This window comes from Streptomyces sp. HUAS MS02 (genome assembly GCF_055702265.1).
Genome location: NZ_CM146747.1, coordinates 7,998,713 through 8,021,483, shown reverse-complemented (window position 1 = coordinate 8,021,483; position 22,771 = coordinate 7,998,713). Strand labels below are relative to the sequence as shown.

21 protein-coding genes and 1 pseudogene are annotated in these 22,771 nt (G+C 70.9%); 8 read left to right on the top strand and 14 right to left on the bottom strand.

Features of this window, described 5'->3' with window-relative positions:
* Positions 1-89: 89 nt before the first annotated feature.
* From ACZ9QC_RS34625 to ACZ9QC_RS34615, 3 genes are all read right to left on the bottom strand, one after another.
* Positions 90-923: a MetQ/NlpA family ABC transporter substrate-binding protein gene (locus ACZ9QC_RS34625; RefSeq protein ID WP_472916699.1), complete on the bottom strand. Its 834-nt coding sequence runs from the start codon at positions 921-923 to the stop codon at positions 90-92.
* 78 nt (positions 924-1,001) lie between these two features.
* A complete protein-coding gene (locus ACZ9QC_RS34620) occupies positions 1,002-1,739 on the bottom strand; it encodes a methionine ABC transporter permease (RefSeq protein WP_472916698.1) in 738 nt (245 codons plus the stop codon).
* Positions 1,736-2,812 carry a methionine ABC transporter ATP-binding protein gene (locus ACZ9QC_RS34615; protein WP_472916697.1) on the bottom strand — a complete coding sequence of 359 codons (1,077 nt, stop codon included), beginning with the start codon at positions 2,810-2,812 and terminating at the stop codon, positions 1,736-1,738. The genes ACZ9QC_RS34620 and ACZ9QC_RS34615 overlap by 4 nt, the downstream gene beginning before the upstream one ends.
* A 454-nt stretch (positions 2,813-3,266) precedes the next feature.
* Between ACZ9QC_RS34615 and ACZ9QC_RS34610 the strand changes: the two genes are divergently transcribed.
* Together ACZ9QC_RS34610 and ACZ9QC_RS34605 are read left to right on the top strand one after the other, a co-directional pair.
* Positions 3,267-3,626, top strand: a complete 360-nt coding sequence (locus ACZ9QC_RS34610) for a hypothetical protein (protein WP_472916696.1) — start codon at positions 3,267-3,269, stop codon at positions 3,624-3,626.
* Positions 3,607-4,059 (top strand): hypothetical protein, encoded by a 453-nt coding sequence (locus ACZ9QC_RS34605; protein ID WP_215450922.1) that lies wholly within the window; start codon positions 3,607-3,609, stop codon positions 4,057-4,059. The genes ACZ9QC_RS34610 and ACZ9QC_RS34605 overlap by 20 nt, the downstream gene beginning before the upstream one ends.
* 84 nt (positions 4,060-4,143) lie before the next feature.
* Here the strand turns inward: ACZ9QC_RS34605 and ACZ9QC_RS34600 are convergent, their stop codons facing one another.
* The 3 genes from ACZ9QC_RS34600 to ACZ9QC_RS34590 all read right to left on the bottom strand — a co-directional run bounded on the left by ACZ9QC_RS34600 (position 4,144) and on the right by ACZ9QC_RS34590 (position 6,510).
* Positions 4,144-4,641 (bottom strand): GNAT family N-acetyltransferase, encoded by a 498-nt coding sequence (locus ACZ9QC_RS34600; protein WP_472916695.1) that lies wholly within the window; start codon positions 4,639-4,641, stop codon positions 4,144-4,146.
* Between the two features lie 45 nt (positions 4,642-4,686).
* The gene (locus tag ACZ9QC_RS34595) at positions 4,687-5,193 is read right to left on the bottom strand and encodes an RNA polymerase sigma factor (protein WP_472916694.1); all 507 of its coding nucleotides are present in this window, start codon (positions 5,191-5,193) and stop codon (positions 4,687-4,689) included.
* A 108-nt stretch (positions 5,194-5,301) separates the two neighbouring features.
* A complete protein-coding gene (locus ACZ9QC_RS34590; protein WP_472916693.1) occupies positions 5,302-6,510 on the bottom strand; it encodes a glycerophosphodiester phosphodiesterase in 1,209 nt (402 codons plus the stop codon).
* A 331-nt stretch (positions 6,511-6,841) separates the two neighbouring features.
* On the opposite strand from ACZ9QC_RS34590, the gene ACZ9QC_RS34585 reads away from it, so the two are divergent.
* A complete protein-coding gene (locus tag ACZ9QC_RS34585) occupies positions 6,842-7,516 on the top strand; it encodes a lysophospholipid acyltransferase family protein (RefSeq protein WP_184896260.1) in 675 nt (224 codons plus the stop codon).
* Between the two features lie 315 nt (positions 7,517-7,831).
* Here the strand turns inward: ACZ9QC_RS34585 and ACZ9QC_RS34580 are convergent, their stop codons facing one another.
* The 4 genes from ACZ9QC_RS34580 to argH all read right to left on the bottom strand — a co-directional run bounded on the left by ACZ9QC_RS34580 (position 7,832) and on the right by argH (position 12,844).
* Positions 7,832-9,355: an MFS transporter gene (locus ACZ9QC_RS34580; RefSeq protein WP_472916692.1), complete on the bottom strand. Its 1,524-nt coding sequence runs from the start codon at positions 9,353-9,355 to the stop codon at positions 7,832-7,834.
* Positions 9,352-9,918 (bottom strand): TetR/AcrR family transcriptional regulator, encoded by a 567-nt coding sequence (locus tag ACZ9QC_RS34575; protein WP_472916691.1) that lies wholly within the window; start codon positions 9,916-9,918, stop codon positions 9,352-9,354. The genes ACZ9QC_RS34580 and ACZ9QC_RS34575 overlap by 4 nt, the downstream gene beginning before the upstream one ends.
* A gap of 107 nt (positions 9,919-10,025) precedes the next feature.
* Positions 10,026-10,997 (bottom strand): aldo/keto reductase, encoded by a 972-nt coding sequence (locus ACZ9QC_RS34570; protein ID WP_472916690.1) that lies wholly within the window; start codon positions 10,995-10,997, stop codon positions 10,026-10,028.
* A 413-nt stretch (positions 10,998-11,410) separates the two neighbouring features.
* Positions 11,411-12,844, bottom strand: a complete 1,434-nt coding sequence (gene argH / locus ACZ9QC_RS34565; protein WP_472916689.1) for an argininosuccinate lyase — start codon at positions 12,842-12,844, stop codon at positions 11,411-11,413.
* 218 nt (positions 12,845-13,062) lie between these two features.
* Between argH and ACZ9QC_RS34560 the strand changes: the two are divergent.
* From ACZ9QC_RS34560 to ACZ9QC_RS34540, 5 genes and pseudogenes are all read left to right on the top strand, one after another.
* Positions 13,063-13,881, top strand: a pseudogene (locus tag ACZ9QC_RS34560) (hypothetical protein); the annotation flags it as partial.
* A gap of 721 nt (positions 13,882-14,602) precedes the next feature.
* Positions 14,603-15,190 (top strand): pyridoxamine 5'-phosphate oxidase family protein, encoded by a 588-nt coding sequence (locus ACZ9QC_RS34555; RefSeq protein ID WP_472916688.1) that lies wholly within the window; start codon positions 14,603-14,605, stop codon positions 15,188-15,190.
* Positions 15,191-15,358: 168 nt separating this feature from the next.
* A complete protein-coding gene (locus ACZ9QC_RS34550; RefSeq protein ID WP_184898706.1) occupies positions 15,359-16,696 on the top strand; it encodes a ferredoxin reductase family protein in 1,338 nt (445 codons plus the stop codon).
* A gap of 156 nt (positions 16,697-16,852) precedes the next feature.
* Positions 16,853-17,959, top strand: coding sequence for an FMN-binding protein (locus ACZ9QC_RS34545; protein ID WP_472916687.1), 1,107 nt, complete (start codon positions 16,853-16,855; stop codon positions 17,957-17,959).
* A gap of 4 nt (positions 17,960-17,963) precedes the next feature.
* Entirely contained in the window at positions 17,964-18,758 is a 795-nt protein-coding gene (locus ACZ9QC_RS34540; RefSeq protein WP_472916686.1) for an FAD:protein FMN transferase, read from the top strand.
* Positions 18,759-18,906: 148 nt separating this feature from the next.
* Here ACZ9QC_RS34540 and ACZ9QC_RS34535 read toward each other — a convergent pair whose 3' ends face one another.
* From ACZ9QC_RS34535 to argJ, 4 genes are read right to left on the bottom strand one after another with little or no spacing between them, the layout of a single operon-like run.
* Positions 18,907-19,449: an arginine repressor gene (locus ACZ9QC_RS34535; RefSeq protein WP_472916685.1), complete on the bottom strand. Its 543-nt coding sequence runs from the start codon at positions 19,447-19,449 to the stop codon at positions 18,907-18,909.
* Positions 19,450-19,456: 7 nt separating this feature from the next.
* The gene (locus ACZ9QC_RS34530) at positions 19,457-20,674 is read right to left on the bottom strand and encodes an acetylornithine transaminase (protein ID WP_472916684.1); all 1,218 of its coding nucleotides are present in this window, start codon (positions 20,672-20,674) and stop codon (positions 19,457-19,459) included.
* Positions 20,671-21,579, bottom strand: a complete 909-nt coding sequence (argB, locus tag ACZ9QC_RS34525) for an acetylglutamate kinase (protein WP_472916683.1) — start codon at positions 21,577-21,579, stop codon at positions 20,671-20,673. The genes ACZ9QC_RS34530 and argB overlap by 4 nt, the downstream gene beginning before the upstream one ends.
* Positions 21,576-22,730: a bifunctional glutamate N-acetyltransferase/amino-acid acetyltransferase ArgJ gene (gene argJ, locus ACZ9QC_RS34520; protein WP_472916682.1), complete on the bottom strand. Its 1,155-nt coding sequence runs from the start codon at positions 22,728-22,730 to the stop codon at positions 21,576-21,578. Before argJ ends, argB begins: the two co-directional genes overlap by 4 nt.
* Positions 22,731-22,771 lie beyond the last annotated feature (41 nt).

The following is a 22,771-nucleotide window of genomic DNA, read 5'->3' as shown; positions in this document are numbered from 1 at the left end:
CACGGGTCCACTCCCCGTGAGGGAGCGGACCCCATGCGTGGCGATACGCCGTATACGTGCGGTCGGAATATGTACGGATCGACGACCGGTCAGAAGGACGGGATGACGGAGCCGTTGCTCCACTTGTCCTCGATGAACTTCCTGACCTCGTCCGAGGTGAGGAGCTCGGCCAGCTTCTCGACGCGCGGGTCGTCCTCGTTGCCCTCCTTGACGGCGAGGAAGTTGCCGTTCGGGTTGTCCTTGGCCGGCTCGACGGCGAGGGCGTCGTCGGCGGGCGAGAGATCGGCTTCCAGTGCGTAGTTCCCGTTGATCACCGCGGCGTCGACGTCGTCCAGGGAGCGCGGGGTCTGGGCCGCCTCCAGCTCCTTGAACTCGATCTTCTTCGGGTTCTCGGCGATGTCGGCGGGGGTCGCGTCGGTGCCCACGCCGTCCTTGAGCGTGATGATCCCGGCGGAGTCGAGGAGCTTGAGGGCACGCGCCTCGTTGACCGTGTCGTTCGGGACGGCGACGGTCGCGCCGCTCTTGAGGTCGTCCTTGCTCTTGACCTTGTTCGAGTAGAGGCCGAGCGGCTCCAGGTGCACGGTGACGACGGGCACGATGTGGGTGCCCTGCTTCTTGTTGAAGTCGTCGAGGTACGGCTGGTTCTGGAAGTAGTTGGCGTCCACGGAGCCGTCCTCGGTCGCCGTGTTCGGCAGGACGTAGTCGGTGAACTCCTTGACCTCCAGGTCGAGGCCCGCGTCCTTCGCCAGGTTGTCCTTGACGAAGTTCAGGATCTCGGCGTGCGGGGTGGGGCTGGCGGCGACGACCAGGGGGCCGCTCGTGTCGGACGCGCCGTCGGTCTTGTCCGCGCCGCAGGCGGTGAGTCCGAGGGTGAGGGCTCCGGCGGCGAGCACGGCGGTGGTGAGCTTGGCGGTGTTACGCACGAAAAGTGCCTTTCCTTTTGGGTGGAGCGGTCCCGTCTTGGGTGGGACGGGAAAACTGTGGGTGGCCGTGGAACGTGTTCAGACCTTGGTGGCCTCGGGCGCGGTGGGCTCGGCCTTGGCCCTCAGCAGCCGGAGTGCCGGTGCGGGGCCGGACCGGCCGCCACGTCGGTGCAGGGCGCGGGCCGCGTAGTCGCCCGCGAACTGGATGGCGGAGATGACGACCGCGAGGACCGCCACGGTGATCCACATCAGTTCGGTCTCGAAGCGCTGGTAGCCGTAGCGGATGGCGATGTCGCCGAGGCCGCCCGCGCCGACGGTGCCGGCCATGGCCGAGTAGCCGATGAGGGCGACGACGGTCGTGGTGGCGGAGGAGATCAGCGAGGGCAGGGACTCGGGGACGAGGACGCTGCGGACGACGGTCCAGGTGTTGCCGCCCATGGCCTGTACGGCCTCGACGAGCCCGTGGTCCACTTCGCGGACGGACGTCTCGACGAGGCGCGCGAAGAACGGGATCGCGCCGATGGCGAGCGGCACGATGGCGGCCTCGCGGCCGATGGTCGAGCCGGTGACCCAGCGGGTGAAGCCCATCAGCGCGACCATCAGGATGATGAACGGCATCGAGCGGGCGATGTTCACGATCTGCCCGATGACCTTGTTGGCGAGGACGTTCTGCAGCAGGCCGCCGCGGTCGGTGAGGACCAGCAGGATGCCGAGCGGGAGTCCGCCGACGATCGCGATGAGGGTGGACCAGCCGACCATGTGGAGGGTGTCCCAACACGCCTGCTCCAGCAGGGGTCGCATCTCGGACCAGGTCACTTGGCACCTTCCTTCGCGGGCGTGGACGTCGGCACGGCGGTCGGGGCGGTCGTCGGGGTGTCCCGGCCGACCACGTCGATCTGGAGGCCCTTCTCGCGCAGGAAGCCGACGGGGACCACGTTGTCCTCGTAGCGGCCGGGCAGTTCGATGCGCATCCGGCCGATCTGGAGGCCGCCGACGGTGTCGATGGCGGCGCCGAGGATCGAGATGTCGATGTTGTACGTGCGGGAGAGCTGCGAGACGACCGGCTGGGTCGCGGCCTCGCCCTGGAAGGTGACGTCGAGCACCGTGCGGTCGTCGCCGGTGGCCTCGCCGCCGACCGGGAAGAGCGCGGCGGCCAGTTCGGACCCGGGGGTGGCGAGCAGTTCGCTGACCGTGCCGGACTCGACGATGCGCCCCTTCTCCATGAGGGCGGCGGAGTCGCAGATGCTCTTGACGACGTCCATCTCGTGCGTGATGAGCAGGACGGTCAGGCCCAGCTGCCGGTTCAGGTCGCGCAGCAGCGTCAGGATCGAGCGGGTGGTCTCCGGGTCGAGGGCGCTGGTGGCCTCGTCGGAGAGGAGCACCTTCGGGTCGCCGGCCAGTGCGCGGGCGATGCCGACGCGCTGCTTCTGGCCGCCGGAGAGCTGGGCCGGATAGGCCTTGGCCTTGTCGGCGAGGCCCACGAGGTCGAGCAGTTCCAGGGCCTTGCGGGAGCGCTCCTGGCCCGACCTGCCCAGGATCTCGAGCGGCAGCTCGACGTTCTCCTGGACGGTGCGGGAGGAGAGCAGGTTGAAGTGCTGGAAGACCATACCGATCCGGCTGCGCGCCTGCCGGAGCTGCCGTCCGGCGCGGGGGCCGCGGCCTGCCAGGGCCGTGAGGTCCTGGCCCGCGACGGTCACGGTTCCGGAAGTGGGGCGTTCGAGGAGGTTGACGCAGCGGATGAGCGAGGACTTGCCGGCGCCGGACTGGCCGATGACGCCGTACACCTCGCCCTCGCGGACATGCAGATCGACGCCGTCGAGGGCGGTGACCTCGCGGCCACGACCTCGGTCGGCCCGATAGATCTTCGTCAGGCCCGATGTGGTGATCACTGGATTTCCGTCACTGTCGAGTGCGCGGGCATGGGTGTGCCCGGGCACGGGTGCAAGCGGTCAGGGACGCGACACGGTTCTCGCGGTGGCGAGGGAACCGGAGGAGAACGGGTGCGCGGGGAGGCTCTGTTCCGTCACGCGCGGCAGCGCGCGGGGCCTTCTAGAAGGCGCACATTCGACACATACAACGAGCACCGGGCGTCATCGTCGCCTCGGTCGCAAGGGTGCGGCAGCTCGTCGTGGTCATGAGATCAGTAAAGCAGATGTATGGAGCAGGTGAAAAAGGATTGTCCGCATGCCGGACGCGGATACGGCACGTTTCCGCAGGTGCGGACTGGTGTCGTCCACCCTGTGGGCATCCGGTGCTGTGGCCAAGGCCACGATGGGCGTTCTGGGGGCTTCCCGGCCCGGGGCCGGGCGCGGCGGGGGTTTTGGGCCGTAATAGGGTCGCGGCATGCTTGTTGCCCTGACGGTGACGACCGCCGTCGCCGCGCTCCTGCTCGCCGCGTGGTGCGGCTGGGCCGCGTATCGCGATCAGCCGACCAAGGACTGGCACTTCATCGGCATGGCCGTGGTGTCGGTGCTGGCCCTCGTCCAGCTGGTCGTCGGGATCGTGCAGCTGGCGCGCGGGGAGGAGCCGGAGCAGGGGACCACGATCTTCGTCTCCTACCTTCTCGGGGCGTTCGCCTGTGTCCCCGTGACCGGGTTCATGTCACTGGCGGAGCGCACCCGCTGGGGCAGTGCGACCGTCGCGGCCGGGGGTGTGGTGCTCGCCGTGCTGCAGGTGCGGCTCTATGACATCTGGGGAGGCTGACGTGACCGCCACGGACGAGGTGCCGCAGCGGGAGAGGCCGACGCGCCTCATCGGCGGGCCGGGGATGCTGCTGGTGTGGCTGTACGGCGTGATGGTCGTCGGGGCCGTCTCGCGGTCCGCCGTGCAGATCTCGACGGAGTTCGAGCACGCGCCGCTCGCCTACTCGCTGTCCGCGCTCGCCGGTGTCGTGTACGGGTTCATCACGTACTCGCTGGTGCGGGGCGGGGAGTTCGCCCGGAAGGCCGCGCGGCTGTGCTGCGCGGCCGAGTTGTTGGGCGTGCTGGTCGTGGGCACCTGGACGATGGTCGAACCGTCCGCCTTCCCGGACGCGACCGTCTGGTCCGACTTCGGCATGGGGTACCTGTTCATTCCCGTGCTGCTGCCGATCACCGCGATGTACTGGCTCACGAAGGGCGCGCGGGCGCCCCGGTAGGGGCGCGGGGAGTTGCGCGAGAAGCGACCACGGACCGGGTGCCGCCGCAGCGACCTGACGCGGCACCCTCCACCGGGCGCCCCTTCACGCCGTCGTGGCGTACGCCTCCGCCGGCTTCTCCAGCACCACCATCGGTACGCCGTCCTGGCCCTGGCTGGTGCCGACCGTCTCGTAGCCCACCCGGCGGTACAACCGGAGGTTGCCCTCGCTGCGGTGGCCCGCGCTGAGGCGGAACCTGGTCGCGCCGCGCTCCTCGGCGAGGGCCGCCTCGGCGGCACGCAGGAGCCGGGCGCCGATGCCGTGGCCCTGGAGGCGCGGGTGGACGCAGAGTTTGCCGATGGCGGCGGTGCCGTCGGCGTCGAGGGCGCCGCGCACGGAGCCGATCACCTCGTCCCCGAGCCTGGCCACGAAGACACAGTCCGAGGCGACCTCCGCGCGGACGGAGTCGAGGCTCTCGACGAGCGGATCGATGCGGTAGTTGCCGTACAGTGCCGCCTCGCTCTGGAAGCACAGGTACTGCAGCCTGAAGATCTGCTCGGCGTCCTGCTCGGTCGCCACCGAGATGGTCACGCTCATGCCCATGTGTGCACGCCTCCCGCTCACCTGCTCACCCGATGTCCTTCACTCCTATCCCCGTGGTTCGCGTGCCGCAACCTCCGCCGTCAGCAATCGACGAAGACATCCCAGACATCGGGAACGTTCCGGACCGAGGCTGCCCTGTGAGATACCCAACTCGCCCGCGATCTCACGGTAGGTGAGGTCCTTCGGGGACAGCAGGGCGGCGAGCAGCCGGGGGCAGCGACCGGGGAGCCGGCGCACGGCCGCGTACAGCGCGCGGCGGCGGGCCGCCGTCAGCGCCTGCTGCTCGGGACCCGGCGCGTGCTCGTCGGGGGGCTCGGCGGCGTAGGGGCGTTCGAGCCGGGCCGTGCGACGGCTGAGGCGGGCCTCGAAGCGGACGGCGCTGCGCAGCCAGCTCTCGGGATCCTCGGGTGGGCCGTCGGCGTCGAGCCGTTCCAGCAGGCGCAGCCAGACCGCCTGCTCCAGGTCCCCCGCCTCGGCCCCGGCCGCGTACGCCTCCGCCGAGACCTCCGCGACCAGCAGCGGGCGGAGGCCGTCGAGCATGTCGTGTGTCATATGCCCCGGGACGCCGCCGCCCCGGCAGGGGTTGCCGGGGCGGACGGGAGTCACCCCAATCGGGGCTCGGGGCTCGACCGTTGACGTTCGAACCGATGTGCCGTGCGGTCAGTCGCCGACGAAGTCCGCGTGGGCCAGCAGCCCGGTGTCCGGGTTGTCGGTGAAGATGCCGTCGATACCGGTGTCGAAGTACACCTTGAGCGCGCCGAAGGAGTCGCCGTAGGCGTTGGGGTCCGTGCCCTTGCGGAAGTTGGCGGGCAGGAAGGTGTTCTCGTTGCGCAGCGTGTAGGGGTGCAGGATCAGCTTCTCGGCGTGCGCGTCGGCGACGAGGGTGGTCGGCGTGGTCAGGTTGCCGCCCGAGTCGCGCGGGATGATCAGGTCGAGGGTGGGGCCGATGCCGTTGGCGAACGAGGCGATCCAGGCGAGTCCGGCCGGCTTGACCAGGTCGGCGACGGTGCGCGGGTCGCCGGCCTCGACGAAGTCCCAGGGGCGGGTGGCGGCACCGGAGAGCAGGACGACGAGCGGGCTGTCGACCAGCCGGTTCAGCCGCTGGATGCTGCTCGGCTCGAAGGACTGCAGGAAGACGGGCGAGTTCTTCCGGTGCCGGTCGTACTTGCGCAGCAGCTTGGCGAGCGGCTCCTCCAGACCGAGACCGAGCTTGCGGAAGTAGGTGGGGTGCTTGGTCTCGACGTGCAGCCAGACGCGCCTGCCGCGCTTCCTGCCCTCCTTCTCGGCCCAGCGCAGCACCTCCTCGAAGGAGGGGATCTCCCAGCGGCCGTCGTAGAGGGTGTTCTCCTGGCGGTTGCCCGGGATGCGCTCCTTGGCGCGCAGCGTCTTCAGCTCGGCGAGGGTGAAGTCCTCCGTGAACCAGCCGGTGTAGGTGACGCCGTCGACGACCTTGGTGGTCTTTCGGTCGGCGAACTCGGGGTGCGCGGCGACATCGGTCGTCCCGGTGATGTCGTTCTCGTGACGGCATACGAGATGGCCGTCCTTGGTGGGCACGAGGTCCTGCTCGATGACGTGCGCGCCCATGTCCAGGGCGAGCTGGTACGAGCCGAGCGTGTGCTCCGGGCGGTAGCCGCTGGCTCCGCGGTGCGCGATGACCGTCGGCACCGGCAGGCTCCGGTAGCCGCCCGAGTGGCCGGCCGCCTTGGCCTGCGGCGCCGCCTCGTCGGCTCTCGCCGCGGCCGGCAGCCCGAGGACCGCTCCGCCCGCGCAGAGCACCGCGGCACCGAGCAGCGCCCGTCGGCCCGTTGTGCGGCCCTGTTCGTTCGCGTCCTTCGCGTCCTGCGACTGCCGCGACTCCTGCGTCCCCATGACCGGCTCCTCCACCGTGATGCCCTGCACCTGTCAAAGCGGGACGATCGTAGGTGTCATGAGGTGACCGTTGGGAGTCCTGCGACCGAACACGCGGAAGACGCCTTGTGTCGCACGGGAGGCGGAATTTGACGGAGTGTCGGTCGGGTGACGCGATGTCCGTCACACGACGCACCCGGGTGACATCCCGCCACCGCAGCGTCACCGCAGGTAAAACAGCGTCAACAGTTGGTATCCACTCGGTGAACCCGACGTGCGCCGCCCCGTGGGCCGGGAGTATCGTCCTCACCTGCACAGACTTGTACCGGAACGCTTGACATGGGAGGGCCCGTTGTCCCGCTTCGTGCTCATCAAGGCAGTGCTCGGACCGATCATGCGCCTGATGTTCCGCCCCCGGGTGGAGGGCGCGGAGCACATTCCGGGGGACGGCCCGGTGATCCTCGCCGGCAACCACCTGACCTTCATCGATTCGATGGTCCTGCCGCTGGTCTGCGACCGGCAGGTCTTCTTCATCGGCAAGGACGAGTACGTCACCGGCAAGGGGATCAAGGGCCGACTGATGGCCTGGTTCTTCACCGGGGTCGGCATGATCCCCGTCGACCGCGACGGCGGCCGGGGCGGGGTCGCCGCCCTGATGACCGGGCGGCGGATCCTGGACGAGGGCAAGGTGTTCGGCATCTACCCCGAGGGGACGCGGTCGCCCGACGGCCGGCTGTACCGGGGACGGACCGGGATCGCGCGGCTGACGCTGATGACCGGGGCGCCGGTGGTTCCCTTCGCGATGATCGGGACGGACAAGCTCCAGCCGGGCGGGGCGGGGTTGCCGCGCCCCGGGCGGGTCACCGTGCGCTTCGGTGAGGCGATGGAGTTCTCTCGGTACGAGGGGATGGACCGGGACCGGTATGTGCTGCGGGCGGTGACCGACTCTGTGATGGCCGAGGTCATGCGGTTGTCGGGGCAGGAGTATGTGGACATGTACGCGTCCAAGGCCAAGGAAGCGGCTTAGCTCCGCCGGGGGTGCCGGGGGCTTCGGTCGTTGGTCCAGTGCGGGTCGGTGGGGGCTGGTCGCGCAGTTCCCCGCGCCCCTGGGGCTGCTGCTCCTGGGCGGGGCTCACTAGGCGCTGGTAGCTCCGGTGCCGGGGGGCTTCGGTCGTTGGTCCAGTGCGGTCGGGGGGGGCTGGTCGCGCAGTTCCCCGCGCCCCTTGCCATCCCTGAGCGGGGCTCTCCAGGATCCGGGGGTGCCGGGAACTGCGGTCGGTTGTCGAGTGCCGGTTGGTGGGGGCTTCTCGCGCCGTTCCCCACGCCCCTGGGGGTGCTGGTGTCAGGCGGGGTTTTCCAGGTGTTGGTTGCGCAGCATGAACCACGCTGCCACCGCTGTGGTCAGGAGGACCGCAGCGCCCGCGCCCGACGCGATCGTGAGGCCGTCCACGAAGGAGTCCCTCGCGGAGGACAGCAGGGCCTCCGCCTTGTCCGACGGCATTCCCGCCGCCGCCTCGACCGCGCCGCCCAATGACTCGTGCGCACCTTCCGGAGTGCCCGCGGGCGCCGGGAAGCCTCGGTAGACGCCTGTCACGATCGAGCCCAGGACCGCGATGCCCAGGGCCGCGCCCAGCTCGTACGCCGTCTCGGAGACCGCCGAGGCCGAGCCCGCCTGCTCCTTGGGGACGCTGGAGAGGATGACGTCGGCGGTGACGGTGAAGGAGAAGCCGGCACCGATGCCGACGACCAGCAGGGCGAAGCCGATCAGCGGGTAGCCGGTGGAGCGGTCGGCCAGGGTGAGCAGCGCGAGGGCCAGACCGATGGCCGCGAGGCCCCCCGCCACCACGGAGCGGACGGAGAACCGGCGGGCCGCCGCTCCGGCGACCAGGCCCGCGGCCACCGCTCCGATCGCCGCCGGGAGCTCGGCGAGACCCGCCTCCAACGGGCCCCGGCCCTGGACCAGTTGCAGGAACTGGGAGAGGAAGAAGACCAGCCCGGACAGGCCGAGGATGGTCAGCAGGTCGGCGAGGACGGCCCCGGAGAAGCCCTGGTTGCGGAACAGGCGCATGTCCAGCAGCGGGTGCGGCAGCGTGAGCTGACGGCGCACGAAGAAGAACAGCCCGGCGACACCGAAGAGGCCGGCGGCGAGCGCGATGCCGTCGACGCCGTGGGTGGCGGTCTCCTTCACCGCGTACACGACACCGATCATGCCGACCAGCGACAGGCCGACGCTGAGCACGTCCCACGGGCCGGGGTTCGGGTGGCGGGACTCGGGGAGCAGCTTGATGCCGACGAGGACGAGCACGGCCATAACAGGCAGATTGATGAGGAAGACCGAGCCCCACCAGAAGTGTTCGAGCAGGAAACCGCCGACGACCGGTCCGACGGCCGTACCGGCGGAGGCCGTGGCACCCCAGACACCGATGGCGAGGCTGCGCTCGCGCGGGTCGTGGAAGAGGTTGCGGATCAGGGCCAGGGTGGCGGGCATCAGCGTCGCGCCCGCGACTCCGAGCAGCGCCCGCGCGACGATCATCATCTCGGGTGTCGTCGCGTACGCGTTGAGCACGGATATCGCGCCGAACGCCGTGGCGCCGATGAGCAGCAGCTTCTTGCGGCCGATGCGGTCGCCGAGGCTGCCCGCCGAGACGAGCAGGCCCGCGATGACGAACGAGTAGATGTCGCCGATCCACAGGAGCTGGGTGCCCGAGGGCTTCAGGTCCTCGCTGATGTAGGGGGTCGCGAGACCGAGGACGGTCGCGTCGACGGCCACCAGCAGCACGGCGAGCACCAGGACGGCGAGCGCGAGCCAGCGGCCCGGCCTCTTCTCCGCCTCGACGGTGCGGGCCGGCCGCAGGGTGCTGGTCATGATTCCTCTCTCGGTTGTTCGGGGTGACGCAGGGCGCCGCCGAGCAGCAGCTCGGTGATCATGAAAGTGAAGTCGTTGGCGGCCACGCGGCCTTCTGAGACCGCCCAGGCACCGGAGGCCAGCAGGCCGTAGAGCGCCTCGGTGAGCCAGGCCGGTGTGAGGTCGATGCGGAACTCGCCGGCCGCCTGGCCGCGTTTGAAGAGGGCCGCGACACGGTCGTCGATCCGGGCCCAGCCCTCGTGCTGCCCCTCCCCCTCGAACAGCTGGTTCTCGGTGTAGAGGAAGGCGAGCAGGCCCGCGGCGGGTTCGATCTCGCGCACGAGCCGGCGTACGGCGTCGCGCGCCGGGCCCTCGTCGGGGCGCGCCGCGTCCAGCGCGGCCTCGCACTCCTCGATGCCGAGCGCCTCCAGCGCCCGTACGAGCGCGTCGCGTCCGGCGAAGTGGCGGTGCAGGGTGGCCCGGCTGATCCCGGCGGCCCTGGCGACCTCGTCCATGGTCGCGGTGGACTTGCGGGTCAGCAGGGCGGCTGCGCTGCGCAGCACGTGTTCACGATCGACGGCCATGAGACAACCATAGCCCACGTGAGACATTCGTGTCTCACTGCGGGCATGAGCGTCTCATGGCCGTGGGTGGGTGCAGAGGTTCTCTCCCCGCGCCGGAACCGCCGTGGTCAGTGCCAGGGGAGGCTGCCGCGCTTCTCCCAGTACGTCCGCGGGTCCTCGGCGAGGTCCGCGAGGCGGGTCAGCTGGTCGTCGTCGAGGTCGACGACCGCCGCGTGCAGGTTGGAGGCGAGTTGGTTGGTGGTGGCGGCGCCGGAGAGCACGACTCCGGCCCACGGCTGGCGCAGCACCACCGCCAGGGCGACCGCGTCGCAGCCGAGGCCGCTCCGCTCGGCGACGGCCTTGAGGGCGTCCGGGGCGTGCGGACCGGCCAGCCGGCCGTTGGCCATGCCCTCCTTGACGATCACGGTCAGACCGGCCTCGTGTGCCTCGGCGAGGGCGGGGGCGGCGGAGGTCTCCAGGGCGTTGTAGGTCGACTGGACGGTACGGAAGAGGGGTTCGCCGTCGACGGTCACGGTGAGGGCGGTGCGGATGGCGTCCGCCTGGGCCGGACCGCTGGTGGAGAAGCCGACGGTGACGCCCTGGGCGGCCGCCTCCGCCAGTTTGGCGTGGAGTTCCTTGTCGGTGAGGGCCGGGCTGTCCGGGGTCACCGAGTGGATCTGGTAGAGGTCGAGCCGGTCGCCGAGCAGTTCGGCGGTCTCGGCGCGCTGCCGCTCGTACGTCGGGAGGCTGTGGTCCTTGACCTCGTGCTGCTCGGCGTCGGTGGTCCAGTCGGCGGTGTAGGTGTAGCCCCACTTGCTGCCGATGACCACGTCGTCGAGGCCGGGGCGGGTGCGGAGCCAGTCGGCAAGGAACTCCTCGGAGAGGCCGTAGGAGCGGGCCGCGTCGAAGTAGCGGACGCCCTGGGCGTAGGCGGCGTCGAGGAGTTCGTGGGTGCGGGTGCGGAGGGCCTCGACGGTGCGGGTCTCTCCGAGGTCGGCGTCGCGGCCGAGGTTGATGTAGCCGGGGCGGGCGACTGCGGCGAGGCCGAAACCGATGTGGCAGGTGGGGGTGGTGGCTGCGGCCAGTCGGGCGAAGGGCATCGCGGGCTCCGTTCGGGTCGGCTCCTTGCGGTTCCTGAGCCAACGTAACCCGTGATGACCTTCGTGGTGCGGTGCGGGGGCTTCCGGGAGTTTTCCGCCCCCGCCGCCCCTACCCGTCCCTCCCCCGCTCTCGGCTTCGCTCGAGCGGGAGGTGCCCCCACCCAGGGGGCTGCGCTCCCTCGACTCCCATCGCGCTCCGCGCGGGGTGAGCGGGCCAGTGGATGGGTGCGGGTTCGGTGGGGGTTCTCGCGCAGTTCCCCGCGCCCCTAGGGGGACGGGGCGTGGGCTCGTTGAGAGGTTCCCCCGCTTGCACCCCAGGTGGGGGGGGTGCGGGGTGGGACGTCAGTGCGGGTCGGTGGGGGTTTTCGCGCAGTTCCCCGCGCCCCCGAAAAGCGGGGCGCGGGGGGCGTTGGTTACTTGACGGTCTTGGCTGTGGCCCATGCGTGCTGGGTCGTCACGTTCTGTTTGATGTCCGCCAGTTGGATCGCCACCGCGCTGGGGGCCGTGCCTCCGCGGCCGTTGCGGGAGGCCAGGGCGCCCGGGACGTTCAGGACGGTGCGGACCTCGGGGGTGAGGTGGGCGGAGATCTTGGCGAACTGGTCGTCCGTCAGGTCGTTCAGTTCCTTGTTCTCGGCCTCGGCGGCCTTGACGCACTCACCGGCGACCTCGTGGGCGACCCGGAACGGGACGCCCTGCTTGACGAGCCACTCGGCGACGTCGGTGGCCAGGGAGAAGCCGGCCGGGGCCAGCTCCTCCATGCGCTCACGGTGGACAGTGAGGGTGGCCATCATGCCGGTGAAGGCGGGGAGCAGGACCTCCAGCTGGTCGATCGAGTCGAAGACCGGCTCCTTGTCCTCCTGGAGGTCGCGGTTGTAGGCGAGGGGCAGCGCCTTGAGCGTGGCCATGAGGCCCGTCAGGTTGCCGATCAGGCGGCCGGACTTGCCCCGGGCCAGCTCCGCGATGTCCGGGTTCTTCTTCTGCGGCATGATCGACGAGCCCGTCGAGAAGGCGTCGTGGAGGGTCACGAAGGAGAACTCCTTCGTGTTCCAGATGATGACCTCCTCGGCGATCCGGGAGAGGTTCACGCCGATCATCGCGGTGATGAAGGCGAACTCGGCGACGAAGTCACGGGACGCGGTGCCGTCGATGGAGTTCGCGGAGCTGCCGTGCTCGAAGCCCAGGTCCTTGGCGACCGCCTCGGGGTCCAGGCCGAGGCTGCTGCCCGCGAGGGCGCCCGAGCCGTACGGGGAGACCGCCGTGCGCTCGTCCCACTGCCGCAGCCGCTCGGCGTCCCGGGAGAGGGACTGGACGTGCGCGAGGACGTGGTGGGCGAAGAGGACCGGCTGGGCGTGCTGGAGGTGGGTACGGCCGGGCATGGCCACGTCCGGGTGGGCCTCCGCCAGGCCGATCAGGGCGTCCTGGAGGTCGGCGATCAGACCGCCGATCGTGCGGGCGTGGTCCCGCAGGTACATCCGGAAGAGGGTCGCGACCTGGTCGTTCCGGGAGCGGCCGGCGCGCAGCTTGCCGCCCAGGTCCGGGCCGAGGCGCTCCAGGAGACCGCGCTCCAGGGCGGTGTGCACGTCCTCGTCGGCGACCGTGCCGACGAACTCGCCCGACGCCACGTCCGCTTCGAGCTGGTCCAGGCCCGCGATCATCCGGGACAGCTCGTCCTCGGTGAGCAGGCCCGCCTTGTGCAGCACGCGCGCGTGGGCGCGGGAGCCCGCGATGTCGTACGGGGCCAGCCGCCAGTCGAAGTGGACGGAGGCGGACAGCTTCGCCAGGGCCTCGGCGGGTCCGTCGGCGAAACGGGCGCCCCAGAGCCGTACGTCACCGCTGTTGCTGCTCACTCGCGTTGCTCCTAGATCTCCGCTTACTGCGTTCACTGCTTACCGCGTTCCTGTCATGCATGAGTATGCAGAACTCTGCATGAATCGTCAATCTGAGAGAAGTTTGAGGGACACCGAGAAACCTTTGAACAAACGAAACCGCTTTCGCGTAACTCACACCGGACGCAGGCGCCGCGTTCGTAAACACCGACCACACCCGACCCGAGTGAGGCATCCGCATGTCCAGGGCTCTTCCGAAGTACAACAAGCGTCGCGTAGGGATCATCGGCGGCGCCGCCGCGGTCGTGCTCTCCGGAGCGGTCATCGCGGGTTCCGCCCTCGCCGGCGAGGGTGCCAACAACGAGGACGCCGCGGGGAACGCCTCGCCGGGCACCATCACCTGCCCGGCCGTCGAGGGCAGCCTCCCCGCGATCCCGGCCTCCGCGCAGGCCGAGGTCGACCGCAACCTCGCCCTCCTCGACACCCAGATCCAGGAAGCCAACCAGCGCCTGATCGACACCGTCGGCCAGGGCGGCGCCAACTTCGTCAACAACGCCATCCTCGGCCCGCTGGAGGACAAGCGCATCGCGACGCTCAACCGCATCGAGACCGCCATCGGCCGCGCCGCCGCCAAGCCCGAGGGCCTGGAGGCGCTCGCGCCCTGCCAGCTCAACCAGGGCGGCGCCGCGGACACCGGTGAGGAGGCCGACGCCGGAGCCGAGGCCGGTGCGGGCGAGGGTGCCGCCGACGCGGGCGACGCGGGTGCCGCCGGCACCATCACCTGCCCCGAGGTCGAGGGCGAACTCCCCGCGATCCCCGCCTCCGCGCAGGCCGAGGTCGACCGCAACCTCGCCCTCCTCGACACCCAGATCCAGGAAGCCAACCAGCGCCTGATCGACACCGTCGGCCAGGGCGGCGCCAACTTCGTCAACAACGCCATCCTCGGCCCGCTGGAGGACAAGCGCATCGCGACGCTCAACCGCATCGAGACCGCCATCGGCCGCGCCGCCGCCAAGCCCGAGGGCCTGGAGGCGCTCGCGCCCTGCCAGCTCAACCAGGGCGGCGCCGCGGACACCGGTGAGGAGGCCGACGCCGGAGCCGGAGCCGGCGAGGAGGCCGAGGCCGGTGCGGGCGCCGAGGCGGGCGCCGGCGAGGACGCGGCCGACGCCGGCGACGCGGGTGCCGCCGGCACCATCACCTGCCCCGAGGTCGAGGGCGAACTCCCCGCGATCCCCGCCTCCGCGCAGGCCGAGGTCGACCGCAACCTCGCCCTCCTCGACACCCAGATCCAGGAAGCCAACCAGCGCCTGATCGACACCGTCGGCCAGGGCGGCCCGAACTTCGTCAACAACGCCATCCTCGGCCCGCTGGAGGACAAGCGCATCGCGACGCTCAACCGCATCGAGACCGCCATCGGCCGCGCCGCCGCCAAGCCCGAAGGCCTCGAAGCCCTCGCGCCCTGCCAGCTCAACCAGTAGTCCGGACGAGCGGGCGGTCCGCCACGCCGGCGGGCCGGAGCTCCGTCGGTGCACGAGGGGCCCGAGGCGAGGGGCCGGTCGCGATGAGCCGTCCGCGACGGGCCCCCTCACTCGGCGAGTGACCGAGTGACCTCCTGCGCCCCTTGTGGGCGACAGGGGCCGTGTCCGCCCCGCGCGCCGGCCGGGGTGGGCACGGAAGACCTGATTCCGGGTGGATCTCCTTGGGAGGTCCACCCGGAATCCGTGTTCCCGGCCCCAATTCCTTAGACAGGCAAAGCTTTTCCGTCGATAATCGTTAGACATGGGAAAGACTTATGAGCGCATCGACGGCCGCCTGCGGACGTTCATCGAGGCACAGCCGCTGTTCTTCACCGCCACGGCGCCCCTGTCCGCCGACGGCACGATCAATCTCTCCCCCAAGGGTCTGAAGGGCTCGTTCGTCATCCTCGACGAACGGACCGTGGCGTACCTGGACTTCGCCGGCTCCCACGCGGAGACGATCGCGCACCTGCGCGAGAACGGCCGGATCACCTTGATGTGGTGCGCCTTCCAGGGCCCGCCCAGCATCGTGCGCGTGCACGGCACGGGCGAGGCCGTCTTCCGCGACGACCCGCGCTTCGCCGGACTCCTCGCCCGCTTCCCCGACATCGACCCCACCCCGCACGGCCTGCGCGCGATCATCGTGGTCCGCGCCGAGCACATACGCGACAGCTGCGGCTACGCCGTACCGTTCATGGCGTACGAGGACGAACGCGACCTGCACGAGCGGCGCTTCGCCCGCGAGGACGACGAGTCGCTCAGCGCCTACTTCGACTCCAAGGAACACATCGCGACCAGCATGGACGGCCTCCCGGGGCTGCCCCTGCCGCTGCCGCCGTCCGTCGCCTGACGGCAGGGGACGCGGGCGCGCCCTGCGGTAGCGATCGTTCCGCAAGACAGTTGTTCACACGGTTGAACACACGGCACTCGCAGCACGTACGTGTGGGCCAAGGGTCCAGCCCACCACGGAGGAACCGTGTCCACGATCGCCGGAGGTCGCGCCGCGCGCCGCCAGACGATGCGCCGCATCCGACCTCGCCGCTCCCCCGCCGTCCCGCTGCTGATCGTTTTCTATGCGGGCGTGGCCGCGGTGGTGTGGCTGTGGTGGGACAACACGCCGTCCATCGCGGACCAGGGCAGCAAGATGGTCAACGCCGGGCGGATCACCGGTCTGCTCGGCGGCTACATGATGGCCCTGGTGGTGCTCCAGATGGCCCGGGTGCCCGCGCTGGAACGCCGGGTGGGCTCCGACCGGGTCGCCCGCTGGCACGCGATGACCGGCCGCTACACGCTCTGCCTGGTCGTCGCGCACGTCGTCCTGACGATGTACGGGTACGCGCTGCAGGCCGGTCTCACCCACACCGCGATCCTGCAGCAGACCATCGACTCCATCAACCAGCTGCCCGACATGGGCAAGGCCGCCATCGGCACGGGGCTGCTGGTACTCATCGGGCTGATGTCGATCGGCCCGGTGCGCAAGCGGATCCCGTACGACTTCTGGTACCACACGCACCTGCTGACCTACGCGGCCACGTTCCTGACGTTCTGGCACCAGATCTCCACCGGCAACGAGTTCGCCGTCACACCCGCCGCGAAGACCGGCTGGTACGCGCTGTACGGGTCGGTGACGGCGCTGGTGCTGTGGTACCGGATCATCACACCGATCCGGCTCAACATGCGGCATCGGCTGCGGGTCGAGGCGGTCATCGAGGAGTCGCCCGGGATCGTCTCCGTCCTGATGAGCGGGCGCAAGCTGCACCGGATGGGCGCGGAGGCCGGGCAGTTCTTCCGCTGGCGGTTCCTCGCCCCCGGCATGCGGTTCAGCTCCCACCCGTACTCGCTGTCGGCGGCGCCCCGCCCCAACATGCTGCGGATCACGGTCAAGGCGATCGGCGACCACAGCTCGGCCCTGCGCGACCTGGAGCCCGGTACCCGGGTGTGGGCCGAGGGCCCGTACGGGGCGCTGACGGCCGGCAAGCGCAGCCGGGGCAAGGTGCTGCTGGTGGCCGGCGGTGTGGGCATCACGCCGATGCGGGCCCTGTTCGAGACGCTGCCCGGCGCGGCCGGTGACCTGACCCTGCTCTACCGGGCCAACACCACCCAGGACCTGGCCCTGTGGGACGAACTGGCGCTGATCGCCGAGGAGCGCGGGGCCCGGCTGATGTACGCGGTGAACAGCCCCGACGGCGAGCGCCCGGACATCTCCCCGGACTCGCTGCGCCGCAAGATCCCGGACATCGAGAGCCACGACGTGTTCCTGTGCGGGCCGCCCGGTTTCGCCCAGGGCGTGTACGAGGCCCTGCGCGGCGCGGGTGTTCCGACCCGGCGTATCCACCACGAGTCGTTCGAGATGTGAGCGGCGGGGCCGCTCGCCGCGTATCCCCATCCGACCGACCGTTCCGACCGCCGGTCGCCACCACCTGCCCCACACCGACTTCCGACCATGGTTTCCCGCGGGTTCGCCCGACGGGTCTCCCCCGCGAGACTTCACACTTCAGGAGCTGAAGGAGCGATGAAGAAGAGCCACCCCATCCGGCGGACCCTGCTCGCCACCGCCGCCACCGTGTCCGGCATCGTGCTGCTGCTGTCGCTGAAGCCGGCCTCCGACCCGGCCGGTTCGGTACAGGCGGGAGCGGCCGGGGGCGCTCCTTCGGCACAGGGCGGGGTGGCGGCCGGCGCGCAGACCCTCACGGGCACCGCCGTCCAGACCGACTACGGGCCGGTGCAGGTCCGGATCACCGTCAACGGCGGCAAGATCACAGGCGCGGAGGCCGTGCAGCAGCCCAGCGGCGGCCGCTCCACCCAGATCAGCAACGACGCGATCCCGAAGCTCAACCAGGCGGCCGTGGCGGCCGGCAGCGCCGAGATCGACGCGGTCTCGGGCGCGACCTACACCAGCGCCGGCTACAAGGAATCCCTCCAGTCCGCACTGGACCAGGCCGGCACCGCGCAGGACTCGGGCGCCCAGGTGCTCACGGGGACCGCCGTGCAGACCGACTACGGGCCGGTGCAGGTCCGGATCACGGTCAGCGGCGGCAAGATCACAGGTGCCGAGGCGATCCAGGCGCCGAGCGGCGGCCGCTCCACCCAGATCACCAACGACTCGGTGCCGAAGCTCAACCAGGCGGCCGTGGCCGCGGGCAGCGCCGAGATCGACGCGGTCTCGGGCGCCACCTACACCAGCGCCGGCTACAAGGAATCCCTCCAGTCCGCACTGGATCAGGCCGGCAACGCGCAGGGCTCCGGGTCCGAGGTCGAGGCGGGCGGCTCGCAGGACGCGGGCGGCTCCGCGGACGCGGGTGGCGGCGCCGAGGACGGCGGGGGCTCCGGGGCCGGGCAGGCGACGGGCACCCAGGTGCTCACCGGTTCCACGATCCAGACGGACTACGGCCCGGTCCAGGTCCGTGTCACGGTCACCGACGGCAAGATCACAGGCGCCGAGGCGCTGCAGCAGCCCAGCGGCGGCCGTTCGACCCAGATCAGCGGCACCGCCATCCCCAAGCTCAACCAGAACGCCGTCTCGGCAGGGAGCGCTGACATCGATGCTGTCTCAGGCGCCACGTACACCAGCGGTGGCTACAAGCAGTCCCTCCAGTCCGCGCTGGACCAGGCCGGCTGATCCTATGGCCGAACCCGCCGGGGCCGCCGCGCCCTCCCCGCTGCGTCACGCCGAGGAGATCATGGGCACCGTCTTCTCCTTCGACATCCGGGGAGGTGAGCCCACGGCGGTCCGGGCCGCGCTCGCGGAGGCGGTGGCCGGACTCCACGCCGTGGACGAGGTGTTCAGCACCTATCGCGAGCACAGCCAGATCTCCCGGCTTGCCCGGGGCGAGGTGACGATCGAGGAGTGCGACGCCGAGGTCGCCGAGGTGCTCGAACTGTGCGCCGAGGCCGAGCGGGTGAGCGACGGCTGGTTCAGCGCGACGTACGAGGGCCGCTTCGATCCGACCGGCCTCGTGAAGGGGTGGGCCACGGAGCGGGCCGCGCTGCGGCTGGTCGACGCCGGGGCGGTCGGGGTCAGCGTGAACGGGGGCGGCGACGTGCAGCTGTGCGGTGTCCCCGGACCTGACCGGCCGTGGCGCGTGGGCGTCGCCGATCCGCTCCGGCCCGGGGGGCTGGCCGCGGTCGTCACGGCCGCCGGTGCGGATCGCCTGGCCGTCGCCACGTCCGGTACGGCGGAGCGGGGCGCGCATATCGTCGACCCCCGCACGGGCAAGTCCGCCGTGACCGACCTGGTCTCGGTGACGGTCGTGGCCCCCAGCCTCACCTGGGCGGACTGCTGGGCCACGGCGGCGTTCGCGATGGGCTCGCGGGAGGGCCTGGCGTGGCTGGAGTCCCTCGACGACGCGGAAGCGCTGCTGATCACGGCGGGGGACGAGGTCCGCTGCACGAGAGGGTTGGCAGCGCGCCTGGGCTGAGCAGAGGTGGGGCGGGCGGGTCCGAAAGGCGGGCGCAGCCCGTCCTTTCAGGGGCGCGGGGAACTGCGCGACCGGCCACGACGGACCCGCGGTCGGCACACGACGGCTCCCGCCCCTCCCCGTCGCCGTCCCCCCGCAACGCCCCCCGTCAGTGGCCGTTCCCGTTCTGGGCCAACCGCAGCAAATGGTCGGCCAACGCCTGGCCCCCCACCGGATCCCGGCTGATCAGCAGCAACGTGTCGTCGCCCGCGATCGTGCCCAGGATGTCGTGCAGTTCGGCCTGGTCGATGGCCGAGGCGAGGAACTGGGCCGCGCCCGGCGGCGTGCGGAGCACGACCAGGTTCGCGGAGGCCTCGGCGGAGATCAGCAGCTCCGCGGAGAGCCGCCGCATCCGCTCCTCCTTCGCCGACTCCCCCAGCGGCGCCCGGGGCGTCCGGAAACCCCCCTCGCTCGGCACCGCGTAGATGAGGTCGCCGTCGGTGTTGCGGATCTTCACCGCGTTCAGCTCGTCCAGGTCCCGGCTGAGCGTCGCCTGCGTGACGTTCAGCCCGTCGTCGGACAGCAGCTTCGCCAACTGGCTCTGCGACCGCACCGGTTGCCGGTTGAGGATGTCGACGATCCGCCGGTGGCGGGCGGTACGGGTCTGCGGCACCGCGGGCCCCGCCTGGTCGTGCTCCTGCGCCTGGCTCATCGTCGTCTCATTCTCCGGCTCGTCCGTCCCCACTGGCTTCGTGCGCCGCCCGCGCCGCGTCGAGGATGCCGGGCAGGGCCTGGAGGAGGGCGTCCACCTCGGCGTCACCGATGTTGAGCGCGGGCATCAGCCGTACGACATCGGGGGCGGGCGCGTTCACCAGGAAACCGGCGTCCTGAGCGGCCTGTTGCGCCAAGGGCGCGAGGGGCTCGGTGAGCACGATACCCAGCAGGAGGCCCGCGCCACGGACATGGTCGATCATCGGGTCGCCGAGGGACTCGATCCCGTCGCGCAGCTTCTCGCTCTGCCGCTTGACGTTCTCCAGCAGCCCTTCCGCCCGGATGGTCTCCAGGACGGCGAGGCCGGCGGCGCAGGCGACCGGGTTGCCGCCGAAGGTGGTCCCGTGCTGGCCGGGCTGGAGCAGCTCGGCGGCCCGCCCGAAGGCGACGGTCGCGCCGAGCGGCAGTCCGCCGCCGAGGCCCTTGGCGAGGGTGACGACGTCCGGCAGGACGCCCTCGTGGGCCTGGTACTCGAACCAGTGCCCGGTCCGGCCGACGCCGGTCTGCACCTCGTCGAGGACCAGCAGCGAGCCGGTGGCGGCCGTGATGGCCCGCGCGGCCTTCAGATAGCCGGCCGGCGGGACGACGACGCCCTTCTCGCCCTGGACGGGTTCGATGATGACGAGCGCGGTCTCCTCGGTCACGGCCGCGGCGAGGGCCTGCGCGTCGCCGTAGGGGACGTGGGTGACGTCACCGGGCAGCGGGTGGAAGCCGGTCTGCTTGCCGGGCTGGCCGGTGAGGGCGAGGGCGCCCATGGTCCGGCCGTGGAAGCCGCCCTCGGTGGCGACCATGTGGGTCCGCCCGGTCAGCCGGCCGATCTTGAACGCGCCCTCGTTGGCCTCGGCGCCCGAGTTGCAGAAGAAGACCTTGCCGTCGCGGCCGAAGTGCTCCAGGAGCCGTTCGGCGAGGGCGACGGGCGGCTCGGCGACGAACAGGTTGGAGACATGGCCGAGGGAGGCGATCTGGGTGCTGACCGCCTCGACGATCGCCGGGTGGGCGTGGCCGAGCGCGTTGACCGCGATACCGCCGACGTAGTCGACGTACTCGTTGCCGTCGGCGTCCCACACCCTGGTGCCCGCGCCGCGGACCAGGGAGAGCTTCGGGGTGCCGTAGTTGTTCATCAGCGAGCCCCGCCACCGCTGGGCCAGCTCCTCGTTGGCGGTCATTCGGCGTCCCCCTCTTCCGCATCCGGCACGACCATCGTGCCGATGCCCTCGTCGGTGAAGATCTCCAGCAGGATCGAGTGCTGGACCCGGCCGTCGATGACGCGCGCGGTCCGGACGCCGCCCCGGACGGCGTGCAGGCAGCCCTGCATCTTCGGCACCATGCCGGAGGACAGCTCCGGCAGCAGCTTCTCCAGCTGGGAAGCGGTGAGGCGGCTGATCACCTCGTCGGAGTTGGGCCAGTCCTCATAGAGGCCCTCGACGTCGGTGAGGACCATGAGGGTCTCGGCGCCCAGCGCAGCAGCGAGTGCCGCAGCCGCCGTATCAGCATTGACGTTGTAGACATGTCCGTCGTCCTGGCTACGGGCGATCGAGGAGACGACCGGGATGCGGCCGTCGGCGAGGAGTGCCTCGATCGCGCCCGTGTCGATCGCGGTGATCTCGCCCACCCGTCCGATGTCGACCAGTTCGCCGTCGATCTCGGGCTGGTGCTTGGTGGCGGTGATGGTGTGCGCGTCCTCGCCGGTCAGTCCGACGGCGAGCGGTCCGTGCTGGTTGAGCAGCCCGACCAGTTCGCGCTGCACCTGTCCGGCGAGCACCATGCGTACGACGTCCATGGCGTCCTCGGTGGTGACGCGCAGACCGGCCCTGAACTCGCTGACGATGCCGTGCCGGTCGAGGGCGGCGCTGATCTGCGGGCCGCCGCCGTGCACGACGACGACGTTGAGGCCGGCGTGCCGCAGGAAGACGACGTCCTGGGCGAAGGCGGCCTTCAGGTCCTCGTCGATCATGGCGTTGCCGCCGAACTTGATGACGACCGTCCTGCCGTTGTGGCGGGTCAGCCAGGGCAGCGCTTCGATGAGGATCTGGGCCTTGGGGAGGGCGGTGTGCTTCCGCGTGGTGCTCATGAGGAGTACGCGCTGTTCTCGTGGACGTAGTCGGCGGTGAGGTCGTTGGTCCAGATCGTGGCCGTCTCGGACCCGGCGGCGAGGTCGGCGACGATGTGCACCTCGCGGTAGCGCATGTCGACGTTGTCGCGGTCCTCGCCGACACCGCCGTTCTTGCAGACCCAGACGCCGTTGATGGCGACGTTGAGGTGGTCCGGCTCGAAGGCGGCGGACGTGGTGCCGATGGCGGACAGGACACGGCCCCAGTTGGGGTCCTCGCCGTGGATGGCGCACTTGAGGAGGTTGTTGCGGGCGATGGAGCGGCCCACCTCGACGGCGTCGTCCTCGGTCGCCGCGTTCACGACCTCGACCTTGATGTCCTTGCTGGCGCCCTCGGCGTCCCGGATGAGCTGCTGACCGAGGTCGTCGCAGACCTGGCGTACGGCTTCGGCGAACTCCGTGTATTCCGGGGTGACTTCGGCGGCGCCGGAGGCGAGCAGGAGGACGGTGTCGTTGGTGGACATGCAGCCGTCGGAGTCGACCCGGTCGAAGGTCGTGCGCGTGGCGGCGCGCAGGGCCCTGTCGAGGACGTCGCTCTCCAGTTCCGCGTCGGTGGTGAGCACGACGAGCATGGTGGCGAGGCCGGGGGCGAGCATGCCCGCGCCCTTGGCCATGCCGCCGACGGTCCAGCCGTCCTTGGTGACGACGGACGTCTTGTGCACGGTGTCGGTGGTCTTGATGGCGATGGCGGCCTTCTCGCCGCCGTGCTCGGAGAGCTGCGCGGCGGCGGTCTCCACACCGGGGAGCAGCTTGTCCATCGGCAGCAGGACGCCGATGAGCCCGGTGGAGGCCACGGCGACCTCACCGGCGTTGTGCCCTGCGAGGACCTCCGCGACCTTCTCGGCTGTGGCGTGCGTGTCCTGGAAGCCCTTGGGGCCCGTACAGGCGTTGGCACCGCCGGAGTTGAGGATGACGGCCGAGACCCGGCCGCCCTTGAGGACCTGCTCGGACCAGAGGACCGGTGCGGCCTTCACGCGGTTGGAGGTGAAGACGCCCGCGGCGGCGAGGCGGGGCCCGTTGTTGACCACGAGGGCCAGGTCCGGGTTGCCGTTCTCCTTGATCCCGGCGGCGATGCCCGCCGCCGTGAATCCCTTGGCTGCCGTCACGCTCACTGCATCTCCTCGTTCGCCCCGCCGCGGAAGCGGCTGATGTC